This window comes from Allobosea sp. P4_H5 (assembly GCF_056400825.1).
Window position 1 is genome coordinate 155,022 of the sequence record NZ_JBFUKM010000007.1, and the last position, 17,809, is coordinate 172,830.

Sequence of the window (17,809 nt, forward strand, 5' to 3'; positions counted from 1 at the left end):
ACTCCATCGGACCTACGACCTTTGGCGATCTCACCAGCCGCCTGTCATCGAATTTTCCTGCGTGCACAGGCCCCTGAAGCGAAACATCTTGACTTGTGATTATGCAATCAGGCGCAATTGATCCGCGGTCCGATGCGATCCACAGGGCGAGCGTCGATAATCGGCGTGCCAAGCGCGCCACTCGGGAGGTAACTATGCTCACGTCCTTCTTCAAGCGCGGGGCCGTGGCCGCCGTCGCTCTCGCCGGCCTCACCACGGCCGCCTTCGCGCAGATGGAACTGAAGATCATGGCCCCGGCTGCGCCCGGCGGCGGCTGGGACGGCACGGCGCGCTCGATGCAGCAGGCGCTGATGGCTGCAGGCATCTCCAAGAGCGTCCAGGTCAACAACGTCACCGGCGCCGGCGGCACGATCGGCCTCGCCCAGCTGATCGGCGCCAAGGGCGACGGTCACCAGCTGATGGTCAACGGCTTCGTCATGGTCGGCGCCATCCTGCTCAACAAGTCGCCGGTGAACCTGACCCAGGTGACCCCGATCGCGCGCCTGACCGCTGAAGCCGAGGTCATCGTCGTCCCGACCGATTCCCCGCTGAAGTCCGCCAAGGACCTCGCCGAGCGCCTCAAGGCCGACCCGGCCAAGGTGACCTGGGCCGGTGGCTCGGCCGGCGGCACCGACCACATCCTGGCGGCCCTGTTCGCCCAGGCCGTCGGCGCCGACGCCAAGAAGATCAACTACATCCCGTTCTCGGGTGGCGGCGAGGCGCTGGCCGCGATGCTCGGCGGGCGCGTCACAGCCGGCGTCTCCGGCTATGGCGAGTTCGAAGGCCAGATCAAGGCCGGCAAACTGCGCGTGCTCGCCGTCTCCTCCTCCAAGCGCCTCGAGAACGCGCCGGACGCGCCGACGCTGAAGGAGCAAGGCATCGATCTCGACCTGATCAACTGGCGCTCGGTCGTGGCCCCTCCCGGCCTGTCGGCCGACCAGACCAAGGCGCTGATCGACGCCACCGACAAGATGGTCAAGTCGAAGGAGTGGCAGGACATTCTCAAGGCCCGCGGCTGGGACGACGCCTATCTCGCCGGCCCGGCTTTCGACAGCTTCCTCAAGGAAGAAATCAGCCGCGTCTCCAAGGTCATGACCGAGGTCGGCCTGGTCAAGTGAGCCGGCCGCGGCACAGCTGAATGCGGGGCCGGGAAACCGGCCCCTTTTTACCTCTCGTTACCACTCGCCCTCCCCGGCTGCCGACATGCCGGGCAACGACGGATCATCCGATGAGCCAGGAGCCTCTCGCGCACCGACCGGACAAGCCGGCCCTCCTGGTCGGCGTGCTACTGCTCGCCGTCGCGGCGATCGTCGGCCATGACGCCTCGACCCAGACGATCACCTCGAATTACGGCCTCGGGCCGACGGCGATGCCCTATGTGATCTGCGGAGGGCTCGTCCTTCTCGGTCTGGCGCATCTGTTCGTCGCCTTCCGCGAGGGGCTGCCCAAGCCGGAAGCGGCCGACAAGAGCGCCCTGCTCTGGATCGCGGCGGGCCTTGTCGGGCTGATCGCCTCGATCGGCCTCGGCGGCGGCTTCGTGCTGGCGACCACGCTGGTCTTCGCCTGCACCGCTCGCGGCTTCGGCCGCCGCGCCTTCCTCGTCGATGCGGTCATCGGTTTCGTGCTCGGGCTCATCATCTTCCTGGTCTTCGCCAAGCTGCTGACGCTGATCCTGCCGTCGGGTCCGTTCGAGCAGCTCTTCCTCTGACGCCGAAGGCGGGTAAATCATGGACACTCTCCTTTCCCTGCTGAACGGCTTCTCCGTCGCTCTCGCGCCCTCGAAGCTGCTGTTCTGCCTGGTCGGCGTCTTCCTCGGCACTGCCGTCGGCGTGCTGCCCGGCATCGGTCCGGCGCTGACCGTCGCACTCCTGCTGCCGGTCACCTTCAAGCTCGACCCCGCCGGCTCGCTGATCATGTTCGCCGGCATCTACTATGGCGGCATGTATGGCGGCTCGACCACGGCGATCCTGCTCAATGCCCCGGGCGAGAGCGCCTCGCTCGCAACCGCGCTCGAAGGCTCGAAAATGGCCAAGGCCGGCCGCGGCGGCCCGGCCCTCGCAACGTCGGCGATCGGCTCCTTCGTCGCCGGCCTGATCGCCACGATCGGCCTCGCCTTCCTGGCGCCCTGGCTGGTCGAGGTCGCGGTCAAATTCGGGCCGTGGGACTATTTCGCGCTGATGATCGTCGCCTTCGTCACGGTGTCGGCGACCTTCGGCGACTCGCCCCTGCGCGGCCTGACCAGCCTGTTCCTCGGCATCACGCTCGGCCTGGTCGGCATCGACAAGCTGACCGGCCAGGCGCGCCTGACCTTCGGCGTGCCGGAACTGCTCAACGGCATCGAGGTGACGACGCTCGCCGTCGGCCTGTTCGCGGTGGGCGAAGCCTTCTACGTCGCCTCCAAGCGCTTCCGCGAACCTGAGGAGATCATCCCGATCAAGGGTTCGCTCTGGATGAGCAAGGAGGACTGGAAGCGCTCCTGGGCGCCCTGGCTGCGCGGCACCGCCTTCGGCTTCCCGATCGGCGCCCTGCCGGCCGGCGGCGCCGAGGTGCCGACCTTCCTCAGCTATTCGACCGAGAAGAGGCTGTGCAAATACCCGGAGGAGTTCGGCAAGGGCGCGATCGAGGGCGTCGCCGGTCCCGAGGCCGCCAACAACGCCTCGGCCGCCGGCACGCTGGTGCCGCTCCTGACGCTCGGCCTGCCGACCTCGGCGACCGCCGCGATCATGCTCGCCGGCTTCCAGCAATACGGGCTCAACCCCGGCCCGCTGCTCTTCGCCGAGAAACCCGACCTGGTCTGGGGCCTGATCGCCTCGCTCTTCGTCGCCAACGTCCTGCTGGTGATCCTGAACCTGCCGCTGATCGGGCTGTGGGTGAAGCTGCTCGCCGTGCCGCAGCCCTGGCTCTATGCCGGCATCCTGGTCTTCGCGACCATGGGCACGCTCGCGGTCAACGGCTCCCCGGTCGAGCTCATGATGCTCTTCGCCTTCGGCTATCTCGGCTATCTGATGCGGCGCTACGACTATCCCGTCGCGCCGATGGTGGTCGGGCTGATCCTCGGGCCGATGGCGGAACAGCAATTGCGCCGCGCCCTGCAGATCAGCCTGGGCGACCCGATGATCCTGCTGGAGAACCCGATCTCGGCCACCCTGCTCGGCATTGCCTTCATCGCCCTCGTCGCGCCCTTCGTGATGAATGGGCTGAACAAGTTCAAGGCGGCGGAGGACTGAGGGCTACGCCGCCGACCGATACAAAAAAAAGGCCGCCGGCTCTCACCGGCAGCCTTTTTTTTCAATGAGGAAGCTTTCCAGGCTCAGAGCTGGTGGCCGCGCTTGCGCATCTCGGCGTTGAACAGGTCGAAGAGCCGGTTGCTGGTCGCCATGCTCCAAGGCTCCAGCAGCGCGTAAACCTCACCGAGCGCCTGCGCACGATAGGAGTTGTAGCGCTGGCCGACCGGCGAGTTGAAGAAGGCGGCGACCTCCTTGAGATCGGCTTCCGTCATCTTGCTGGCGAAGATCCGGGCGGAGGAGTCGACCATCTCGTCGCGGCGCAAATCCGACTCCGCCTTGAGCGCGGTCAGGACCTCTTCCATGTCCTTCTTGAGCTCGGGGCGAGTCGCATAGGTCTGCCGAATGCCGGCGACGAACTCGCCATAGATCGACTCGATCGACTGCGACAGGCCGGAGGAGACCACGACCTCGCGGGCGGCCTTGATATGCTCCGGCGTCGGCGCCTGCTGCGCCAGCACGGGCACGGCGAACAAAGCCAGCGACAAAAGCGCGCCTGCCAGGCTGTGACGGATCATGCGGTTACCCCTTCGTCGATCGCACGCCAGGCGGCGATGTCCCTGTGTTCCGGTGCGGCAACGACCCTGACCGGGCGCAGCCGCCGGCCGCTCTTAGAACATGTGCAGCCAAAGTGGAAACCACTTTTGCGGTCGGAGCATACCCCGATATGGTCCGTCAGCGACGCTCCGCAGCCGGATCGCCGAGGACGCGCACGCCATCGCTGCCGGCGAGGAAAGCTGCGGTGGCCAGGCCGAGAAAGAGGCCGTGCTCGACGACGCCGGGGACCTGGTTCAGCGCCAGCGCCAACACCTCCGGAAGCTCGATCCGGCTAAGATGCGCGTCAAGAATGTAATGGCCGCCATCGGTCAGCAGCGTCGAACCATCGGGACGCTTGCGCAGCTTGAGCTCGCCATGCGCGCCCGACGAGGCGATTGCGGCCGCGACGGCCCGGCGCGTCGCCTCCAAACCGAAGGGCACGACCTCGATCGGCAGCGGGAAGCGGCCGAGCGTCTCGACCTGCTTGCCGGTGTCGGCGATCACGATCATGCGCTTCGAGGCGGCAGCGACGATCTTCTCGCGCAGCAGCGCAGCGCCGCCGCCCTTGATCAGCTGCAAGGCGCTGTCGAGCTCGTCGGCGCCGTCGATGGTGAGGTCGAGTTCGGGCGTCTGGTCGAGCGTCGACATCGGGATCGACAGGCTCAGCGCCTGCGCCTGCGTCACTTCGGAGGTCGCGACGCAGATCACCTGGAGCCCGGCCGCGACCTTGGCGCCGAGGCCGTCGACGAAGTGCTTGGCGGTCGAGCCGGTGCCGAGGCCGAGCCGCATGCCCGGACGCACCAGCTCCAGCGCCGCGAGCGCGGCGGCCTTCTTCAGATCCTCGCTCACGCGCCGAGCCCACCCATCAGCATGTACTTGATCTCGACGAACTCCTCGATGCCGTGGAGGGAGCCCTCGCGGCCGAGGCCCGATTCCTTGACGCCGCCGAAGGGCGCGACCTCGGTGCCGAGAATGGCCGAGTTGATGCCGACCATGCCGTATTCGAGCTCCTCGGCGACGCGGAAGGCCCGGCCGAGATCCCTGGTGTAGAAATAGGCGGCGAGACCGAAAGGCGTATCGTTCGCCATGGCCACGACCTCGTCCTCGCTCTTGAAGCGATAGATCGGCGCGATCGGCCCGAAGGTCTCCTCGGTGGTGACCAGCATCTTGGTGGTCACGCCGGAGATCACCGTCGGCTCGTAGAAGGTGCGCCCGAGCGCATGGCGACGGCCACCGACCATCACCTTGGCGCCATTGGCGACCGCATCGGCGACATGGCGCTCGACCTTCTCGATCGCGCGCTCGTTGATCAGTGGGCCCTGCACGACGCCGACCTCGACGCCGTTGCCGACCTTCATCTTGGCGACCTCGCCGGCGAACTTGGCGACGAAGTCGTCATGGATGCCGTCCTGGACGAAGAGCCGGTTGGTGCAGACGCAGGTCTGGCCCATGTTGCGGAACTTGGCGATGATCGCGCCCTCGACCGCCTTGTCGAGATCGGCATCGTCGAAGACGATGAAAGGCGCATTGCCGCCGAGCTCGAGCCCGACCTTCTTCACCGTCGTGGCCGCCTGCTGCATCAAGAGCTTGCCGACCGGGGTCGAGCCGGTGAAGCCGATGAAGCGCACCGCCGGATGCGATGTCATCACGCCGCCGATCGCCTGGGCATCGCCGGTGACGATGTTGATCACGCCCTTGGGGAAGCCCGCCTGCTCGGCGAGCGCAACCAGCGCCAGCGCGGTCAGCGGGGTGTCCGGCGCCGGCTTGACCACGAAAGTGCAGCCCACGGCCAGGCCCGGCGCGCATTTGCGGGTGATCATCGCCGCCGGGAAGTTCCAGGGCGTGATAGCGGCGCAGACGCCGACCGGCTGCTTGGCGACGATGATACGCGAATTCGGGAAGGGCGAGGGAATGGTCTCGCCATAGATGCGCTTGGCTTCCTCGGCGTAGAACTCGACGAAGGAGGCGGCATAGGCGACCTCCCCGCGGGCCTCGGCCAGCGGCTTGCCCTGCTCGGCCGTCATGATCTGCGCCAGGTCCTCCTGGTTCGCCATGATCAGCTCGAACCATTTGCGCAGGATGAGCGAGCGCTCCTTGGCCGATTTCTTCGCCCAGGGCTTGAAGGCGCGCGAGGCGGCCTCGACCGCAACGGTGGTCTCGTCAGCGCCGAAGCGCGGCACCTTGGCCAGAACCTCACCGGTCGCCGGATTGTCGACCACATCGACGCCCTCGCCGATCCAGGCGCCGTCGACATGGCACTGCGTGCGCAGCAGCGTGGGATCCTTGAGCGTCAGCATGCGAGCCTCCGGCGTGATGAGCGGGTCGCCGGGGCTCTAGCACGCGGCGCAAGCGCTTGCCGATAGCAAACGCCGCATCGCCGCCGTGAATAAATTGCAGTTACCGTTTCGCCACCAGCCCGGCGGCGGCGCTACTTCACCATCGGCGTGCAGACGACCTTGTCGTCGAAGACGTAGCAGACACTGAGCTCGCCGGTACGGACATTGGCGCGGAAGATGCCGCCTTCACGCTCATGGCGCGAGGGCACGAGTACATAGTCGCTCGGCGCCTGCGGGCCGGCCCCCTCGCCCGCCGGGAAGCAGACGGTGACGCCGACACCGCCCTCCTTGAGCTGGAACTGACAGGCTCCGACCTCGCCGGTCGCCTTGTCGATGCGATAGACGCGGTTGAGGTCTGTCTGCGGTGCAGGCGCGAACTCGAAGGGCGCGGCAAGCGCCGCGCCGAAAGCCGGCGAGAGGAACAGGCCGGCGCCCAGCGCCCGGGCCAAGGAACGGCCAATGGAGCTTCTGGAACAGCTCGACAGTTTCGGCACCGCTACGATCCCCTTTGACGATTCGTCCGCACCCTATCATGCCGGCCGAGCCGTATCATCGCGATTGCGGCAGGGTCACGACGAGATGACATCGCTGTTGCGCAAGCGCCCCGCCGGTAGGCCTTGCCAAGCCGCGCCGGCCGGCCTTTATGCGGATGGCCACGTCACAGGATGGATCATGTCGCTTCCCCCGATCGTCGTCTTCGATCTCGACGGCACGCTCGCCGAGACCGCCCCCGACATCATGCGCACGCTCAACGTCATCCTCGAGCAGGAGGGCCTGGCAGCCCTTCCGGTCGAGCGGGCGCGCGAGTTGGTCGGCGCCGGGGCGCGGGCGCTGATCGAGCGCGGCTTCAAGGTCAGCGGCCGGCCGCTCGATCCCGAGAAGCTGGAGCAGTTGTTCCAGGAGTTCCTGACGATCTATGCCGGCGGGACCGCCAACCATAGCTATGTCCATGACGGCGTCGTCGCCGCGCTCGACGCGCTCGCTGCCGATGGTTTCGTCTTCGCCGTCTGCACCAACAAGCCGATCCTGCACACGAAGCTCTTCCTCGATGCGGTCGGCCTGACCGGGCGTTTCGCTGCGATTGCCGGGCGCGACAGCTTCGCCTTCTGCAAGCCCGACCCGCGCCATCTCACGCAGACGATCGCACAGGCCGGCGCCGATCCGGCCCGCGCGGTGATGATCGGCGATTCGCGCACCGACGTGGACACGGCGCGCGCCGCCGGCATCCCGGTGGTCTGTGTGCCGTTCGGCTATACCGACGTGCCGGTCGAGGCGCTCGCGCCCGACCTGGTGATCCAGCACTTCAGCGAATTGCCACAGGCGGTGCGGCGGCTGGCCAGCGGCGAACCAGCCCTCGCTACTCATTCTTGACGGCGGCGGCGCACCCCACTAGGAACAGCGCGGTCCGGGCGGCTAGCTCAGCGGTAGAGCACTCCCTTCACACGGGAGGGGTCACAGGTTCGATCCCTGTGCCGCCCACCATTTCCCCAAAACTGTCCTGCAATAAGCTGCGCTATCATGCGCGGGGCCGGCCGTTGTGCATCGGCCGCATCCCCGTGTTTTCTGAACCGGCAGAGGCAATGCTCGGACAATGAGCATTGACGAGACGTCCTGCGCTCGCGGGACATCAGGCGATTCGGCGTCGCGCGGCGGAAAGCGCGCGACATGGCGGTTGCCCCGACGCAGAGGACAAGCCCTATCGGCTCGCCGCCCCGGCAAGCGGTGGCAAATCTGTTCGTTCTCGCGCTGCTAAGCCTCTATCTCGCCGCCTGCGCCAGCCCAGCCAACCCGCCTTCGAACCTGCGTCGCCCCCTGACGACATCGGCTGCCCGCTCGTTTGCCTCGGCGAACGAAGGTGGCTCCACGGCCGTCATGGTCGCCCTTTCCGGCGGCGGCGCGCGCTCAGCCGCTTTCGGATATGGCGTTCTGTCGGCGTTGGCGGAGCAGCGCGCTCCCGGCCATGCCGACCGTACGCTCGCCGACGAGATCGTCGCGGTCGCGGGCGTCTCCGGCGGCGGCATCCTCGCCGCGCATTTTGCCCTGCATGGCCCGCAGGGCCTGCCGGCCTTCCGGCGCGACTTCCTCGACCAGGATCCGGAAGGCGCACTGCGCACCAGCTTCACGCCGGTAAACCTGCTGCGCGGCTATCGCGGCGGTATCAACGATCTCTCGGGCCTCGCCGACTGGCTCGACGCACATCTCTATCATGGCGCGACGCTCGGCGACCTCGATCAGGCCGGGCGGCCAAGGCTGCTGCTGCATGCGACGGAACTCTACAATCGCGCGCCCTTTCCCTTCGATCGCGACAGCTTCCAGGCGATCTGCAGCGACTATGACGCGTTTCCGCTCGCCCATGCCGTCGTGGCCTCGTCGGCGGTGCCGGTGCTGTTCGCGCCGGTCGTGCTCGAGAACTTCAATCCGACCTGCCCGGCTGCCGGCGGCAACCGCGCGCCATCGGCCGGGCGCTCCGCCTTCGCCCGGCATCTCGGCGCGTCGCAGGCGCGCTATGCGCGCGAGCCGGAGCTGCATTATCTCAAGCTGCTCGATGGCGGCCTCGTCGACAATCTCGCAGTGCGCAACCTGATCCGGGCCATGAACCGGCCGGCACCAGCGCTCATGTCGGCGACGGCCGCACAGCGGCTGCGCCGCGTCGTCGTCATCGTGGCCGACGCGTCGATGCGGGTCGGCGGCGAGATCTCCCAGGCGATCGACGGTCCGGACGCACCGGAGACGATCACGGCCTCGGTCGACGCCATGATCGACAATGCGAGCAGGGGCAGCCTCGACGCGCTGGATCGCGAGGCTGCGAGCTGGCAAGAGCGGCTGGTCCGCTGGCGCTGCGCCCTTGCGGCATCGCAGCCGCCGTGCAGACAGCTGCAAGTCACGATCGTGCGCCTGTCCCTGTCCGACCTTCAATCGCCAGCGGAAAGAAGCCGCATCCTGCAGTTGCACAACAAGCTGACACTGAAGGCCGAGGAGGTCGACTTCCTCGCCGGCCTCGGCCGTCGGATCCTGTTGGGCAACCCTGATTATCGCCGGGCGATCAAATCTCCGCTCCCCTGACGAATGGCCATGAAACCGGCTGCACATCTCGTGCAATGTAGCCACCGAATCCTAGGCGGCAGGCGCAGGCGCGACACGGTGACGGTGGCGCGCGCAGTTCTGCGCCGCTTTCAGGTGAATGGGTGACTTAACAACATGATCGGATATCAGCAGCGTGTCCTGCGCGCCCTCGGCGTGCTTGCGGTCCTATGGTCGTTCGCGATCCCGTCACCTGGCCGGGCGGAGACGCCGATCACGGTCAAGGGCGGCGAGACCATCACGATCGCCGGTGTCCGCAGCATCCTCATCCGCGCTCCGCATCCCAAGGGCAGCGTAATCCTCCTGACCGGCGGCGATGGCCGTCTCGAGGTCGGCAGCGGCGCGCGCTTCGGCAAGGCCGGCGACAACATCCTCATCCGCAACCGGGATGCCTTCGTCGCGCAGGGCTACAATGTGCTGCTCGCCGAGATCGGCACCAACCTCTCGGCTGCGGTCGACCACATGGCAGCGATCAAGCGCCCGGTCATCGTGATCGCGACCAGCAAGGGCACACAGCGCGCCGCAGAGGGAATCGTGGGCGGCGCCATGCCGGACCGGCTGGTGCTGACCTCGGGATTCCTGAGCAAGGCATCGGGTCCCGACGATACCGTCCAGAGCATCATGGGGACGCCGAACCGGCTGCCGCGCACGCTCGCGCTGCATCATCGCGAGGATCGCTGCCGCTGGACGCAACCCGCCGGCGTTGCTCCGTTCCAGGCCTGGGCAGGCGGGCGCGTCCAGGTCGAATGGATGAGCGGCGGGCAGGCCGACGAGGGCAATCCCTGCCGCGCCAGCGGGCATCACGGTTTCGCCGGGCAGGACGAGGAATTCGTCGCCCGCATCGTCAAGTTCATGATGCGCTGAGGCATTTTTCGCTGCTGCGCGCGTTTTTTCCGCTCGATCGCACGGAACACGCGCTGCGGCCGCAGGGCCGCGCAATGTTGGAGCAAGCCGACGCGCCGATCCCTCCACGGGAACCACCGTGGAGATCGAATCATGCGATTCGGCAACGAGCAATCTGCGGCGTTCGCCGGCCGCGCCCTGCACGCCTATCTCGCCTTCGTCCAGCGAACGACGCGCTTCAAGCCGGCGATCCCCGGCGTCAGGCCGTGGGAGCGCAGCCGCGAGCCCTTCATCGCCCTGACCTGGCACGGCCAGCAGATGCTGAGCCTCGCGGCGCTCGACGGCGCGGCCGAGGTCGCGATCCTGACGTCGCTGCACTTCGACGGGACGGTGGTCGCCTCGGTGGTGGAACGGGCGGGCTTCCGCGCCATTCGCGGCTCGGGCGCACAGAGCCCCCTCAAGATCAAGACCAAACGCGCCATTCCCGCCTTCTTCGAGATGCGCGAGGCGCTCCGCGAAGGCACCAGCCTCGTCCTCACGGCGGACGTCCCGAAGATCGCACGCGTCGCCGGCAAGGGGGCGATCCAGCTCGCGCGCGCCACCGGCCGGCCGATCTACCTCTTCGCGGCGGTGACCAGCGCCCGGGTCGAGCTCGACAACTGGGACAGGGCCAGCATCGCCCTGCCCTTCGGGCGCGGCTGCGTGCTCTGGTCGGAGCCGCTCTATGTCCGCCGGGCCGCCGATGAGCGCGAGATGGGCCTGATCGCGCTGGACATCTCGACCCAGCTCGACGAGCTCCATGCCACGGCGCATCGCCTCCTCGACCGGCGCCGCTAGGGCAACGATCCTGCTTATCGGGACTTCAGCGACCGGGCGCAGCGCATTCGGCCGGCGTGGCGCAGATCAGGCCGGGCGGGCGCAACTGCTCCTGCGGCCCCGCCGGCTCGATGACGATGCGGCTGAGATCGCCGGAGAAGCGCAGGCCGAGACCGGAGGAGATCAGCACGATCCGCGCCCGGGACGAGGCCAGAATGGTGGCGTTGGCACCGGCGAGGAAATGGGCGCTGCCGCCGAGGCTGGCATAGGTGCCGAAGACGTCCTCGTGCCGGTCGAGCCCGTAGACCAGCATGATCACCCGGCCGTAATCGGCGCCGAGCCCAATGCCGACCGACAGGGCCGACCAGGTCACCGGCGTCGGGATCCCGTCGGAAAAGCGCAATTCGCCGCTGCCATGGCGTCCGCCGAGCACGAAGGAGCCGCTGAGCTCGCCGCCGATGATGTAGGCGTTCGGCTCGCCGAAGAGCGCGAGCGAGCGTTCGATCGGGATGCTGACCGTCTTGGAGGCCGCGTCGAACACGCTTTCGACCAGCCTGGAGATGTCCTGCCGCGAGGTCGTCGGCAGCTGGCCGGCCCGGACCTCGCCCTTCGTCACGGCCCCCTGCCCGAGCGCGAGCCGTGGCACGAAGGCCAGCAGCGCGGCCAGCACGAGGCAAAAGCCCGGCCACCTCGATATGGCGCGCAGCGCATACATCAGGCCGGCAGCTCCGGAAGAGAGTTGAACGGCAATGGCGATACGGTCCATGCAGAGACGGGAAGGGACGAATGCCCGGTTCCGCAAGCCATACCCGCATCGAGGTTCCGTGACGACTCGCAACGTTGCATCAGTCCTGTGCCAGGCTCGACCCGCGAACCGGCCGCTCGAGACCACGCGCCGGTCGCGGCATGGCGGCGAGGCCCTGCCATGATCTCGCTGTCGCGCGCCCTCACCATCCGCCTGTCGCTGCTCGGCATCGTCCTGTTCACTGCCTTCATCGGCGCCGTCATCGCATTTGCCCTGATCACCGAGGATCCCGGCGTCCTGCGCAACGACGTCACCTCCCTCATTATCCGGCAAGGCGTGCGCCCTTCCGGCAACGCCGTGCAGGTCGAAAAGACCGCGAAATTGTCCCGGATCGAGCGCGCCAGCCCCTCGCTCTGGTATCTCGTCTCCGATGGACGTTCCCTCGTCGAGTATGCGCCAGAATTGCGGCCGACCCTGCCGATCGACATCCGGCTCGATGGCCCGACCATCGCCGCGCAGATGCGGATCGGCGGCGAGAACGCGCTCGCCTTCGACGTGATCGAGAAGGACGGCAGCCGGATCATCGTCGCCACTCGCGGCGGCCAACCGGGCTGGGACCTGATCCTCGGCTACTATCTGCGGGCGATCGCTGGCTCGGCGCTGGCAATCTCGGTGGTCTTCGGCCTCCTGATCGCCGGCGCGATCGCGATGTCGGTGTCCTATATCGGCGCGCGGCTGCGCAGCGCAGCGGAAGCCGCGGCAAGGATTGACCCGAAGGCGCCGCGCGGCCTGCTGCCGACCGAGGAGACCCCGATCGAGCTGATGCCGCTGACGACGGCGCTCAACGCCGCGCTCGACAAGATCGCTGGCAACATGGAGGTACAGCGGCGCTTCATGAACAATGTCGCGCATGAATTGCGCACGCCGCTGACCGTGATGCGCGGCCGGATCGATGCTCTGCCGAACGACCAGATGCGGCTCGCGCTCACCACGGATGTCAGCCGGCTGACCACGATCGTCTCGTCGATGCTGCAGCTCGCCCGGCTGCACAGCACCGAGCTGCCGTTCGAGCCGATGCAGCTCAACGGCATCGCCCGCGCGGTGCTGGCCGATCTCGCGCCGCTGATCCTGAGCAACGGCGCCGATATCGCACTGGAAGAGGAAGGGGAGCGCCGCGCGCTGATCGAAGCCAACGAACCAACGGTGCGGGCGGCGATCGCCAATCTCGTCGACAACTCCCTCCGCCATGCGCGGTCGAAATCGACGATCCTGGTCAAGGTGATCGACGGCGCAGTGATCGAGGTCGCTGATGACGGGGTCGGCATCGCACCGTCCGACCGTCCGCAGGTGACCGAGGCATTCAACCGGATGTCGCCGAACTCGACCGGCGCCGGCCTCGGCCTGACGATCGTGCGCGACATCATGGCCGCCCATGGCGGCACGCTGACCATCCTCGGTCGGCCGGGCGGCGGCACGATGGTGCGTCTCGTCTTCCCGCCGCGGGCGAGTGATTGAGGGACCGCGCTACAGCGCCAGCTCCGACACCCGCAGCATGTAGCCGATGCCACGCAGCGATGTGATCTCGACCCTGGCGCCGGCCTCCTTGAGCTTGCGCCGCAGCCGCGAGATCTGCGCTTCCAGGGTGTTGGATTCGATCAGGTCGTCGAAGCCATAAACCGCCTCGATCAGGACGTCGCGGGTGACGACGCGGCCGACGCGCTGGACCAGCGCCTCCAGGATCAGCGCCTCACGCCGGCGCAGATCGAGCATCTCCGAACCGACGCTGGCGCTGCGTCCTTCGAGGTCGAGCGAGAGATTGCCGGCGGTGATCACCAGCGAGCGCTTGGGATTGCGCCGGCGCAGGATGACGCGCAGGCGCGCCAGCAGCTCCTCCGGCTCGAACGGCTTGACCAGATAGTCGTCCGCTCCGGTGTTCAAGCCTTCGATCACGTCGGCTTTTGCGTCGCGAGCGGTCAGGACGAGGAAGGCGGGCCGCGGCTCGGCGGAATTCAGCGCCTTGACGATCGAGAGGCCATCGCCGTCAGGCAGGCGCCGGTCGACGATCACGATGTCGAACGGAGTCGAGCGCAAGGCAGCGAGCGCCGCGTCGATTGTCGTCGTGCGATCGGCGATCAGTCCGGCATTGGTGAGGAGCGAGGACAGGAAAGCCATCAGTTGTGGCTCGTCCTCGACGATCAGGGCGCGCATGAAAAAAGGGGGTCAGGGTGCACGGATGGAACGTGATGCCGGAATAGGGGCGAAATATCCAGACGCATCACGCTCCATCCATGCCAGGGCGCGGCCATGAAGCCGCAGGGCAGACCGTGCCGGTTTCCCGGCCCGGGATTTCGACGTCAGAAGCGGTAGTTCAGGCCGGCCTTGACGAGATGCTCGTTGACGCCGACGCGAGCGCGGCCGCTGGCGAACTGGAAGTTCTGCTTGCCGAGCGAGACGTAGTTGTATTCGAGCTTGGCGGAGAGATTGTCGGTGATGCCGTATTCGGCGCCGGCGCCGACGACATAGCCGATCTTGCTCTTCTCCTTCGAGACCAGCCCGTCGCTGGCCTTCAGGCTGCCATAGGCGACACCGCCGAGGCCGTAGACCAGCACGCGGTCGAAGGCGATACCGGCGCGGGCCTTGAGGGTGCTGACATAGCGCATGTCGGCGCTGGTGCCTCCGGTGCGCTTGGCGCCCTTGCCGAGGCCGTTCATCGAGATGTCAGCCTCGACACCGGTGACGAGGCCGCCCATCTGGAGATTGTAGCCTACCTGGCCGCCGAGCAGGATCTCGTTGCGGCTCTTCTTGCCGGTCCCCTGGAAGCGATCGAAAGCGCCGCCAGTATGGGCGCCGACATAGATGCCGTTCCAGTTATAGGGCCGCGGCGCGGAATAGGCCGGCCATTCCTGCCCACGCACGGGACGATCGGCCGCAATAGCCGGGATCGCGAGCAGAGCCGACAGGCCGAGGCCGGCCAACAGGACGAAACGCTTCATCAAAGACTCCTTGCGGCGGCCTTAAGTCGCCGCCGACGCATCAGGCCATCAAAGTGAGAGACGGATTCACCGATCAGGTTGATTCAACCCGATCGGATCCGGCTCTTGCGACCACGCATCCGGGCATCGGACCGGGTCAGCACGGCGCAGATTGCGTGCGAAGATTACGGCAACGTTGCCTGCCTGGCCGCGGACGCACGGAAGCGTTCGCTCGGCAAGGCTGCGGCCGAGACGGAGTAGCCGGGTAGCGAGCCCTCAGTTTCTCGTGGCGCGCTCCGGGCGCGGCTGCGCTTCACCCGCGCCGTTCGCCCATTCAGCCAGCGGGGCGGTCGCCATGAACTGCTCGATCGCGAGCAGGGCGATGTCGCCGGAATGGCCGGAGCGGCGCAGGCCGAGAATCAGTCGTGCCAGCCATTCGCGATGCGGATTCTCGAAGGGTCCATAGATCGGACCGACATGCCGCCAGGCCTCGTGAAAGGCTGTTCCCAGGGCAGCGAGCTCTTCAGGCCCGGCATTGAATTGGCAGGCAGGCATGGCGAACCTCCCGTCATTTTGCAGAGCGGACCAGAGCCGGCCCGGCATTGCAATCGGAAGTTGCCCCTCGATCTGAAGGTTAGGCGAACGACCGGTTAACGACAACCGGAGAGATCGTCGCAAGCGACACACGATCCCGCGAGAGGCTCTCCCGCGAATCGCGCCACGCCTTTTGTTCGTGCGCCGGTGGAAGCCTCGCCACCTTCCCGCCCGAAAAGCGCCCAGATCGGGCCAAGCGGCGTCCAGACGCCTACGCCTGTTGCAGCCCCGCAACGGGCGCCTTCAAAGCTCGAAAGGTCGCGTCGATGTGAACGTCGATCGATTGAACCGCAGCCGCTGCTCTGCCAGAGATTTGGGGAATTGTTGACGTTTTTCCGTCACCTTTCCTCGTGCCCGCCATCCTGCAATCCCCTTCCGAGGTCGCAATGCTCCGCTCCTTCCGTTTGGCCCTGATCGCCGGCACGGCCGTCGCGGCCACGGCGACCGCCGCTGTCGCCGAAATCGACCCGCTCACCCGCCAGCCGCTGGTCACCTATGTCGACCCTGCCAAGGCGCAGGCGACCGCGATCCCGCGCGAGGTCGTCTCCTTCAGCGGCACCTATCGCCCCGGCACGATCGTGATCAACACGAGCGAGCGCCGCCTGTATTTCGTGCTGCCCGATGGCAAGGCCGTCCGCTACGGCGTCGGCGTCGGCCGCCCTGGCTTCGACTGGGCCGGCTCGCAGACCGTCACCCGCAAGGCCGAGTGGCCGGGCTGGACCCCGCCGGCGCAGATGCTGAAGCGCCGCCCCGACCTGCCGCGCTTCATGCCCGGCGGCCCGGAGAACCCGCTCGGCGCCCGCGCCATGTATCTCGGCTCGACCCTCTACCGCATCCACGGCTCGAACGAGCCGGAGACGATCGGCCAGGCGGTCTCCTCGGGCTGCATCCGCATGCTGAACGAGGACGTGATCGACCTCTACGAGCGCGCCAAGGTCGGCACCCGCGTCGTCGTCGCCCGCTGAGCGACGACACGCATCGAGGATTGCGAAAGGCCGGCATCGCGCCGGCCTTTTTCTTTATCCCTCCGATCAGGTCGGGGCCGTCACATAGATTCGGACTGCCAGCACGGCGGCGAGCAGGAGCAGGAGGACGAAGGACTGCAACAAGTCCTTGGCGATCTCCCCGGACTGATCGCTGCCCGGCCCGGTTCGGGAGGCCGCTTCGCGCTGCCTCCTCCTCGCCGCTTCATAAGTGGTCATGCCGATCTCCGTGATCTCGTGCAGGAAGATCGACCAGTTCCGCATCAGCTCGCGATGCCGGCCATTGGCTGCCGCCATCAGGCCCGCATAAGGAAACGCGGCGGTCCCTAGGCGGCGGAGCGATGCGCTATCGCATGGCCGTTGACCGGCCGCGGCAGATCGTCGAGCGCGTATTTCAGCTCTTCAGCCAGTGAAGGCTGCGCCGCGACCAAAGGCAGCCGGCAGGTGGGCTCGACGCCGGAATGCTGGAACGACAGGGCCAGCTTGACCGCGACGGGGTCGGGCTCGCGGGACAGCAGGCCGTGGAGCGGGATCAGCCGCCGTTGCAGCGTCTGGGCCTGTTCGAATGCGCCGGCGCGGCAGGCTTCCCCGATGCGCCGCAGCAGGCGCGGTGCCAGGTTGCCGATGCTGGTGACGGCGCCGCAGCCGCCGGCGGCGACATAGGACGGGATGGCATCGCCGGCTCCGGTGAGGCGCAGGAAATGCCGGCTGCAGCTGCGCATGATGCGATCGCAGCGGACGATGTCGCCGCGCCGATCGAGGACGCCGACGACCGCGGGGTGCGCCGCCATCTCGGCGAGCGCCTCGGGCGTGAGGTCGACGGCGCAGCGATCGGGATCATTGTCGACGATCACCGGGAGCGGGGTGGCCTCCGCCACCGACAAGACATGCTGGACGAGACCGGCCTGCGTCGGCCTGTTGTAATAGGGCAGCCGCAGCAGAATGGCGCTCGCGCCCGCGGCCGCGGCGTCCCTGACCTCCGCGATGCTGTCTGCGGTCGAGTTGGATCCTGCGGCAGCCAGGATCGGATAGCCGGGCCCGGCCGCGGCGCGCGCCAGCCTGACGAGCCGGATGCGCTCATTGCGGGTCAGTGTCGAATATTCGCCGCTCGCGGAGCCCAGCACGATGCCGTCGGCACCCTCCCGGACCTGCCAATCGACCAGGCGCAGAAGGCTCGGCTGGTCCAACGCTCCGGCGCTGAAGGGCGTGACGAGGGCAGTGAACATCCCATGAAGCCAGTGATCCATGTCGACCTCGGCAGAGCGGTTTGACGATGGAGGTACGGCGGAGCGGGGCGCTCCGCCGTACCTCAGCCGGGCTCGAAACAGCCGCGAAACGAAAGCGGAAGGCCGCCAAACCCACGGGGCTGCCGGGTTCGATGGCATCCCGGCTCCGAAAGCGAGCGAGCACGACATGGGGTGCAAGCTAAGGCGTGCGACATAAGGATTCGATGCGGATCGGAGCAGATGCCGTGAAGCCGGTATCAGGGACGCGTGCCTTGCATCCCGGTCCAACATTCTACCCGAGCGCGCCAAGGTCGGCGCCCGTGTCGTCGCCCGCTGCGCGACACTAGGTTTGC

The 17,809-nt window shown here is 67.4% G+C and carries 19 protein-coding genes and 1 tRNA gene; 10 read left to right on the forward strand and 10 right to left on the reverse strand.

What is annotated here, in order from left to right; genetic code table 11:
- Nucleotides 1-194 precede the first annotated feature (194 nt).
- The 3 genes from AC1DS0_RS16145 to AC1DS0_RS16155 all read left to right on the forward strand — a co-directional run bounded on the left by AC1DS0_RS16145 (nt 195) and on the right by AC1DS0_RS16155 (nt 3,266).
- Complete coding sequence (locus AC1DS0_RS16145; RefSeq protein WP_476815316.1) at nt 195-1,157, forward strand: Bug family tripartite tricarboxylate transporter substrate binding protein; 963 nt, start codon at nt 195-197, stop codon at nt 1,155-1,157.
- A 110-nt stretch (nt 1,158-1,267) separates the two neighbouring features.
- A complete protein-coding gene (locus AC1DS0_RS16150; RefSeq protein ID WP_476815317.1) occupies nt 1,268-1,747 on the forward strand; it encodes a tripartite tricarboxylate transporter TctB family protein in 480 nt (159 codons plus the stop codon).
- Between the two features lie 19 nt (nt 1,748-1,766).
- On the forward strand, nt 1,767-3,266 hold the full coding sequence (locus AC1DS0_RS16155) for a tripartite tricarboxylate transporter permease (RefSeq protein WP_476815318.1): 1,500 nt from the start codon (nt 1,767-1,769) through the stop codon (nt 3,264-3,266).
- 83 nt (nt 3,267-3,349) lie between these two features.
- On the opposite strand, the gene AC1DS0_RS16160 is transcribed toward AC1DS0_RS16155, so the two are convergent.
- From AC1DS0_RS16160 to AC1DS0_RS16175, 4 genes are all read right to left on the reverse strand, one after another.
- Complete coding sequence (locus AC1DS0_RS16160; protein WP_476815319.1) at nt 3,350-3,841, reverse strand: DUF2059 domain-containing protein; 492 nt, start codon at nt 3,839-3,841, stop codon at nt 3,350-3,352.
- Between the two features lie 157 nt (nt 3,842-3,998).
- A complete protein-coding gene (gene rpiA / locus AC1DS0_RS16165; RefSeq protein WP_476815320.1) occupies nt 3,999-4,709 on the reverse strand; it encodes a ribose-5-phosphate isomerase RpiA in 711 nt (236 codons plus the stop codon).
- Nucleotides 4,706-6,157 carry an NAD-dependent succinate-semialdehyde dehydrogenase gene (locus AC1DS0_RS16170; protein WP_476815321.1) on the reverse strand — a complete coding sequence of 484 codons (1,452 nt, stop codon included), beginning with the start codon at nt 6,155-6,157 and terminating at the stop codon, nt 4,706-4,708. The genes rpiA and AC1DS0_RS16170 overlap by 4 nt, the downstream gene beginning before the upstream one ends.
- Nucleotides 6,158-6,288: 131 nt before the next feature.
- A complete protein-coding gene (locus AC1DS0_RS16175; protein ID WP_476815322.1) occupies nt 6,289-6,645 on the reverse strand; it encodes a hypothetical protein in 357 nt (118 codons plus the stop codon).
- A 223-nt stretch (nt 6,646-6,868) separates the two neighbouring features.
- Between AC1DS0_RS16175 and AC1DS0_RS16180 the strand changes: the two genes are divergently transcribed.
- The 5 genes from AC1DS0_RS16180 to AC1DS0_RS16200 all read left to right on the forward strand — a co-directional run bounded on the left by AC1DS0_RS16180 (nt 6,869) and on the right by AC1DS0_RS16200 (nt 10,957).
- Complete coding sequence (locus tag AC1DS0_RS16180; protein WP_476815323.1) at nt 6,869-7,567, forward strand: HAD-IA family hydrolase; 699 nt, start codon at nt 6,869-6,871, stop codon at nt 7,565-7,567.
- A 36-nt stretch (nt 7,568-7,603) separates the two neighbouring features.
- A tRNA-Val gene (locus AC1DS0_RS16185) sits at nt 7,604-7,678 on the forward strand.
- A gap of 390 nt (nt 7,679-8,068) precedes the next feature.
- Complete coding sequence (locus AC1DS0_RS16190; RefSeq protein WP_476815324.1) at nt 8,069-9,259, forward strand: patatin-like phospholipase family protein; 1,191 nt, start codon at nt 8,069-8,071, stop codon at nt 9,257-9,259.
- Nucleotides 9,260-9,394: 135 nt separating this feature from the next.
- Entirely contained in the window at nt 9,395-10,141 is a 747-nt protein-coding gene (locus AC1DS0_RS16195) for an alpha/beta hydrolase (RefSeq protein WP_476815325.1), read from the forward strand.
- A 132-nt stretch (nt 10,142-10,273) separates the two neighbouring features.
- On the forward strand, nt 10,274-10,957 hold the full coding sequence (locus AC1DS0_RS16200; protein WP_476815326.1) for a lysophospholipid acyltransferase family protein: 684 nt from the start codon (nt 10,274-10,276) through the stop codon (nt 10,955-10,957).
- Between the two features lie 25 nt (nt 10,958-10,982).
- On the opposite strand, the gene AC1DS0_RS16205 is transcribed toward AC1DS0_RS16200, so the two are convergent.
- The gene (locus tag AC1DS0_RS16205; RefSeq protein WP_476815327.1) at nt 10,983-11,651 is read right to left on the reverse strand and encodes an EipA family protein; all 669 of its coding nucleotides are present in this window, start codon (nt 11,649-11,651) and stop codon (nt 10,983-10,985) included.
- 210 nt (nt 11,652-11,861) lie between these two features.
- Between AC1DS0_RS16205 and AC1DS0_RS16210 the strand changes: the two genes are divergently transcribed.
- Nucleotides 11,862-13,196, forward strand: coding sequence for an ATP-binding protein (locus AC1DS0_RS16210; protein ID WP_476815328.1), 1,335 nt, complete (start codon nt 11,862-11,864; stop codon nt 13,194-13,196).
- Between the two features lie 9 nt (nt 13,197-13,205).
- Here the strand turns inward: AC1DS0_RS16210 and AC1DS0_RS16215 are convergent, their stop codons facing one another.
- The 3 genes from AC1DS0_RS16215 to AC1DS0_RS16225 all read right to left on the reverse strand — a co-directional run bounded on the left by AC1DS0_RS16215 (nt 13,206) and on the right by AC1DS0_RS16225 (nt 15,208).
- Nucleotides 13,206-13,889: a response regulator transcription factor gene (locus AC1DS0_RS16215; RefSeq protein ID WP_091830781.1), complete on the reverse strand. Its 684-nt coding sequence runs from the start codon at nt 13,887-13,889 to the stop codon at nt 13,206-13,208.
- 146 nt (nt 13,890-14,035) lie between these two features.
- Nucleotides 14,036-14,674: an outer membrane protein gene (locus AC1DS0_RS16220; RefSeq protein ID WP_476815329.1), complete on the reverse strand. Its 639-nt coding sequence runs from the start codon at nt 14,672-14,674 to the stop codon at nt 14,036-14,038.
- Between the two features lie 255 nt (nt 14,675-14,929).
- Nucleotides 14,930-15,208 carry a hypothetical protein gene (locus AC1DS0_RS16225; protein ID WP_476815330.1) on the reverse strand — a complete coding sequence of 93 codons (279 nt, stop codon included), beginning with the start codon at nt 15,206-15,208 and terminating at the stop codon, nt 14,930-14,932.
- 425 nt (nt 15,209-15,633) lie between these two features.
- Here AC1DS0_RS16225 and AC1DS0_RS16230 point away from each other — a divergent pair, with 425 nt between their 5' ends.
- A complete protein-coding gene (locus AC1DS0_RS16230) occupies nt 15,634-16,212 on the forward strand; it encodes a L,D-transpeptidase (protein ID WP_476815331.1) in 579 nt (192 codons plus the stop codon).
- 66 nt (nt 16,213-16,278) lie between these two features.
- Here AC1DS0_RS16230 and AC1DS0_RS16235 read toward each other — a convergent pair whose 3' ends face one another.
- Together AC1DS0_RS16235 and AC1DS0_RS16240 are read right to left on the reverse strand one after the other, a co-directional pair.
- The gene (locus tag AC1DS0_RS16235; RefSeq protein WP_476815332.1) at nt 16,279-16,527 is read right to left on the reverse strand and encodes a hypothetical protein; all 249 of its coding nucleotides are present in this window, start codon (nt 16,525-16,527) and stop codon (nt 16,279-16,281) included.
- Nucleotides 16,528-16,556: 29 nt separating this feature from the next.
- Nucleotides 16,557-17,477, reverse strand: a complete 921-nt coding sequence (locus AC1DS0_RS16240) for a dihydrodipicolinate synthase family protein (RefSeq protein WP_476815333.1) — start codon at nt 17,475-17,477, stop codon at nt 16,557-16,559.
- Nucleotides 17,478-17,809 lie beyond the last annotated feature (332 nt).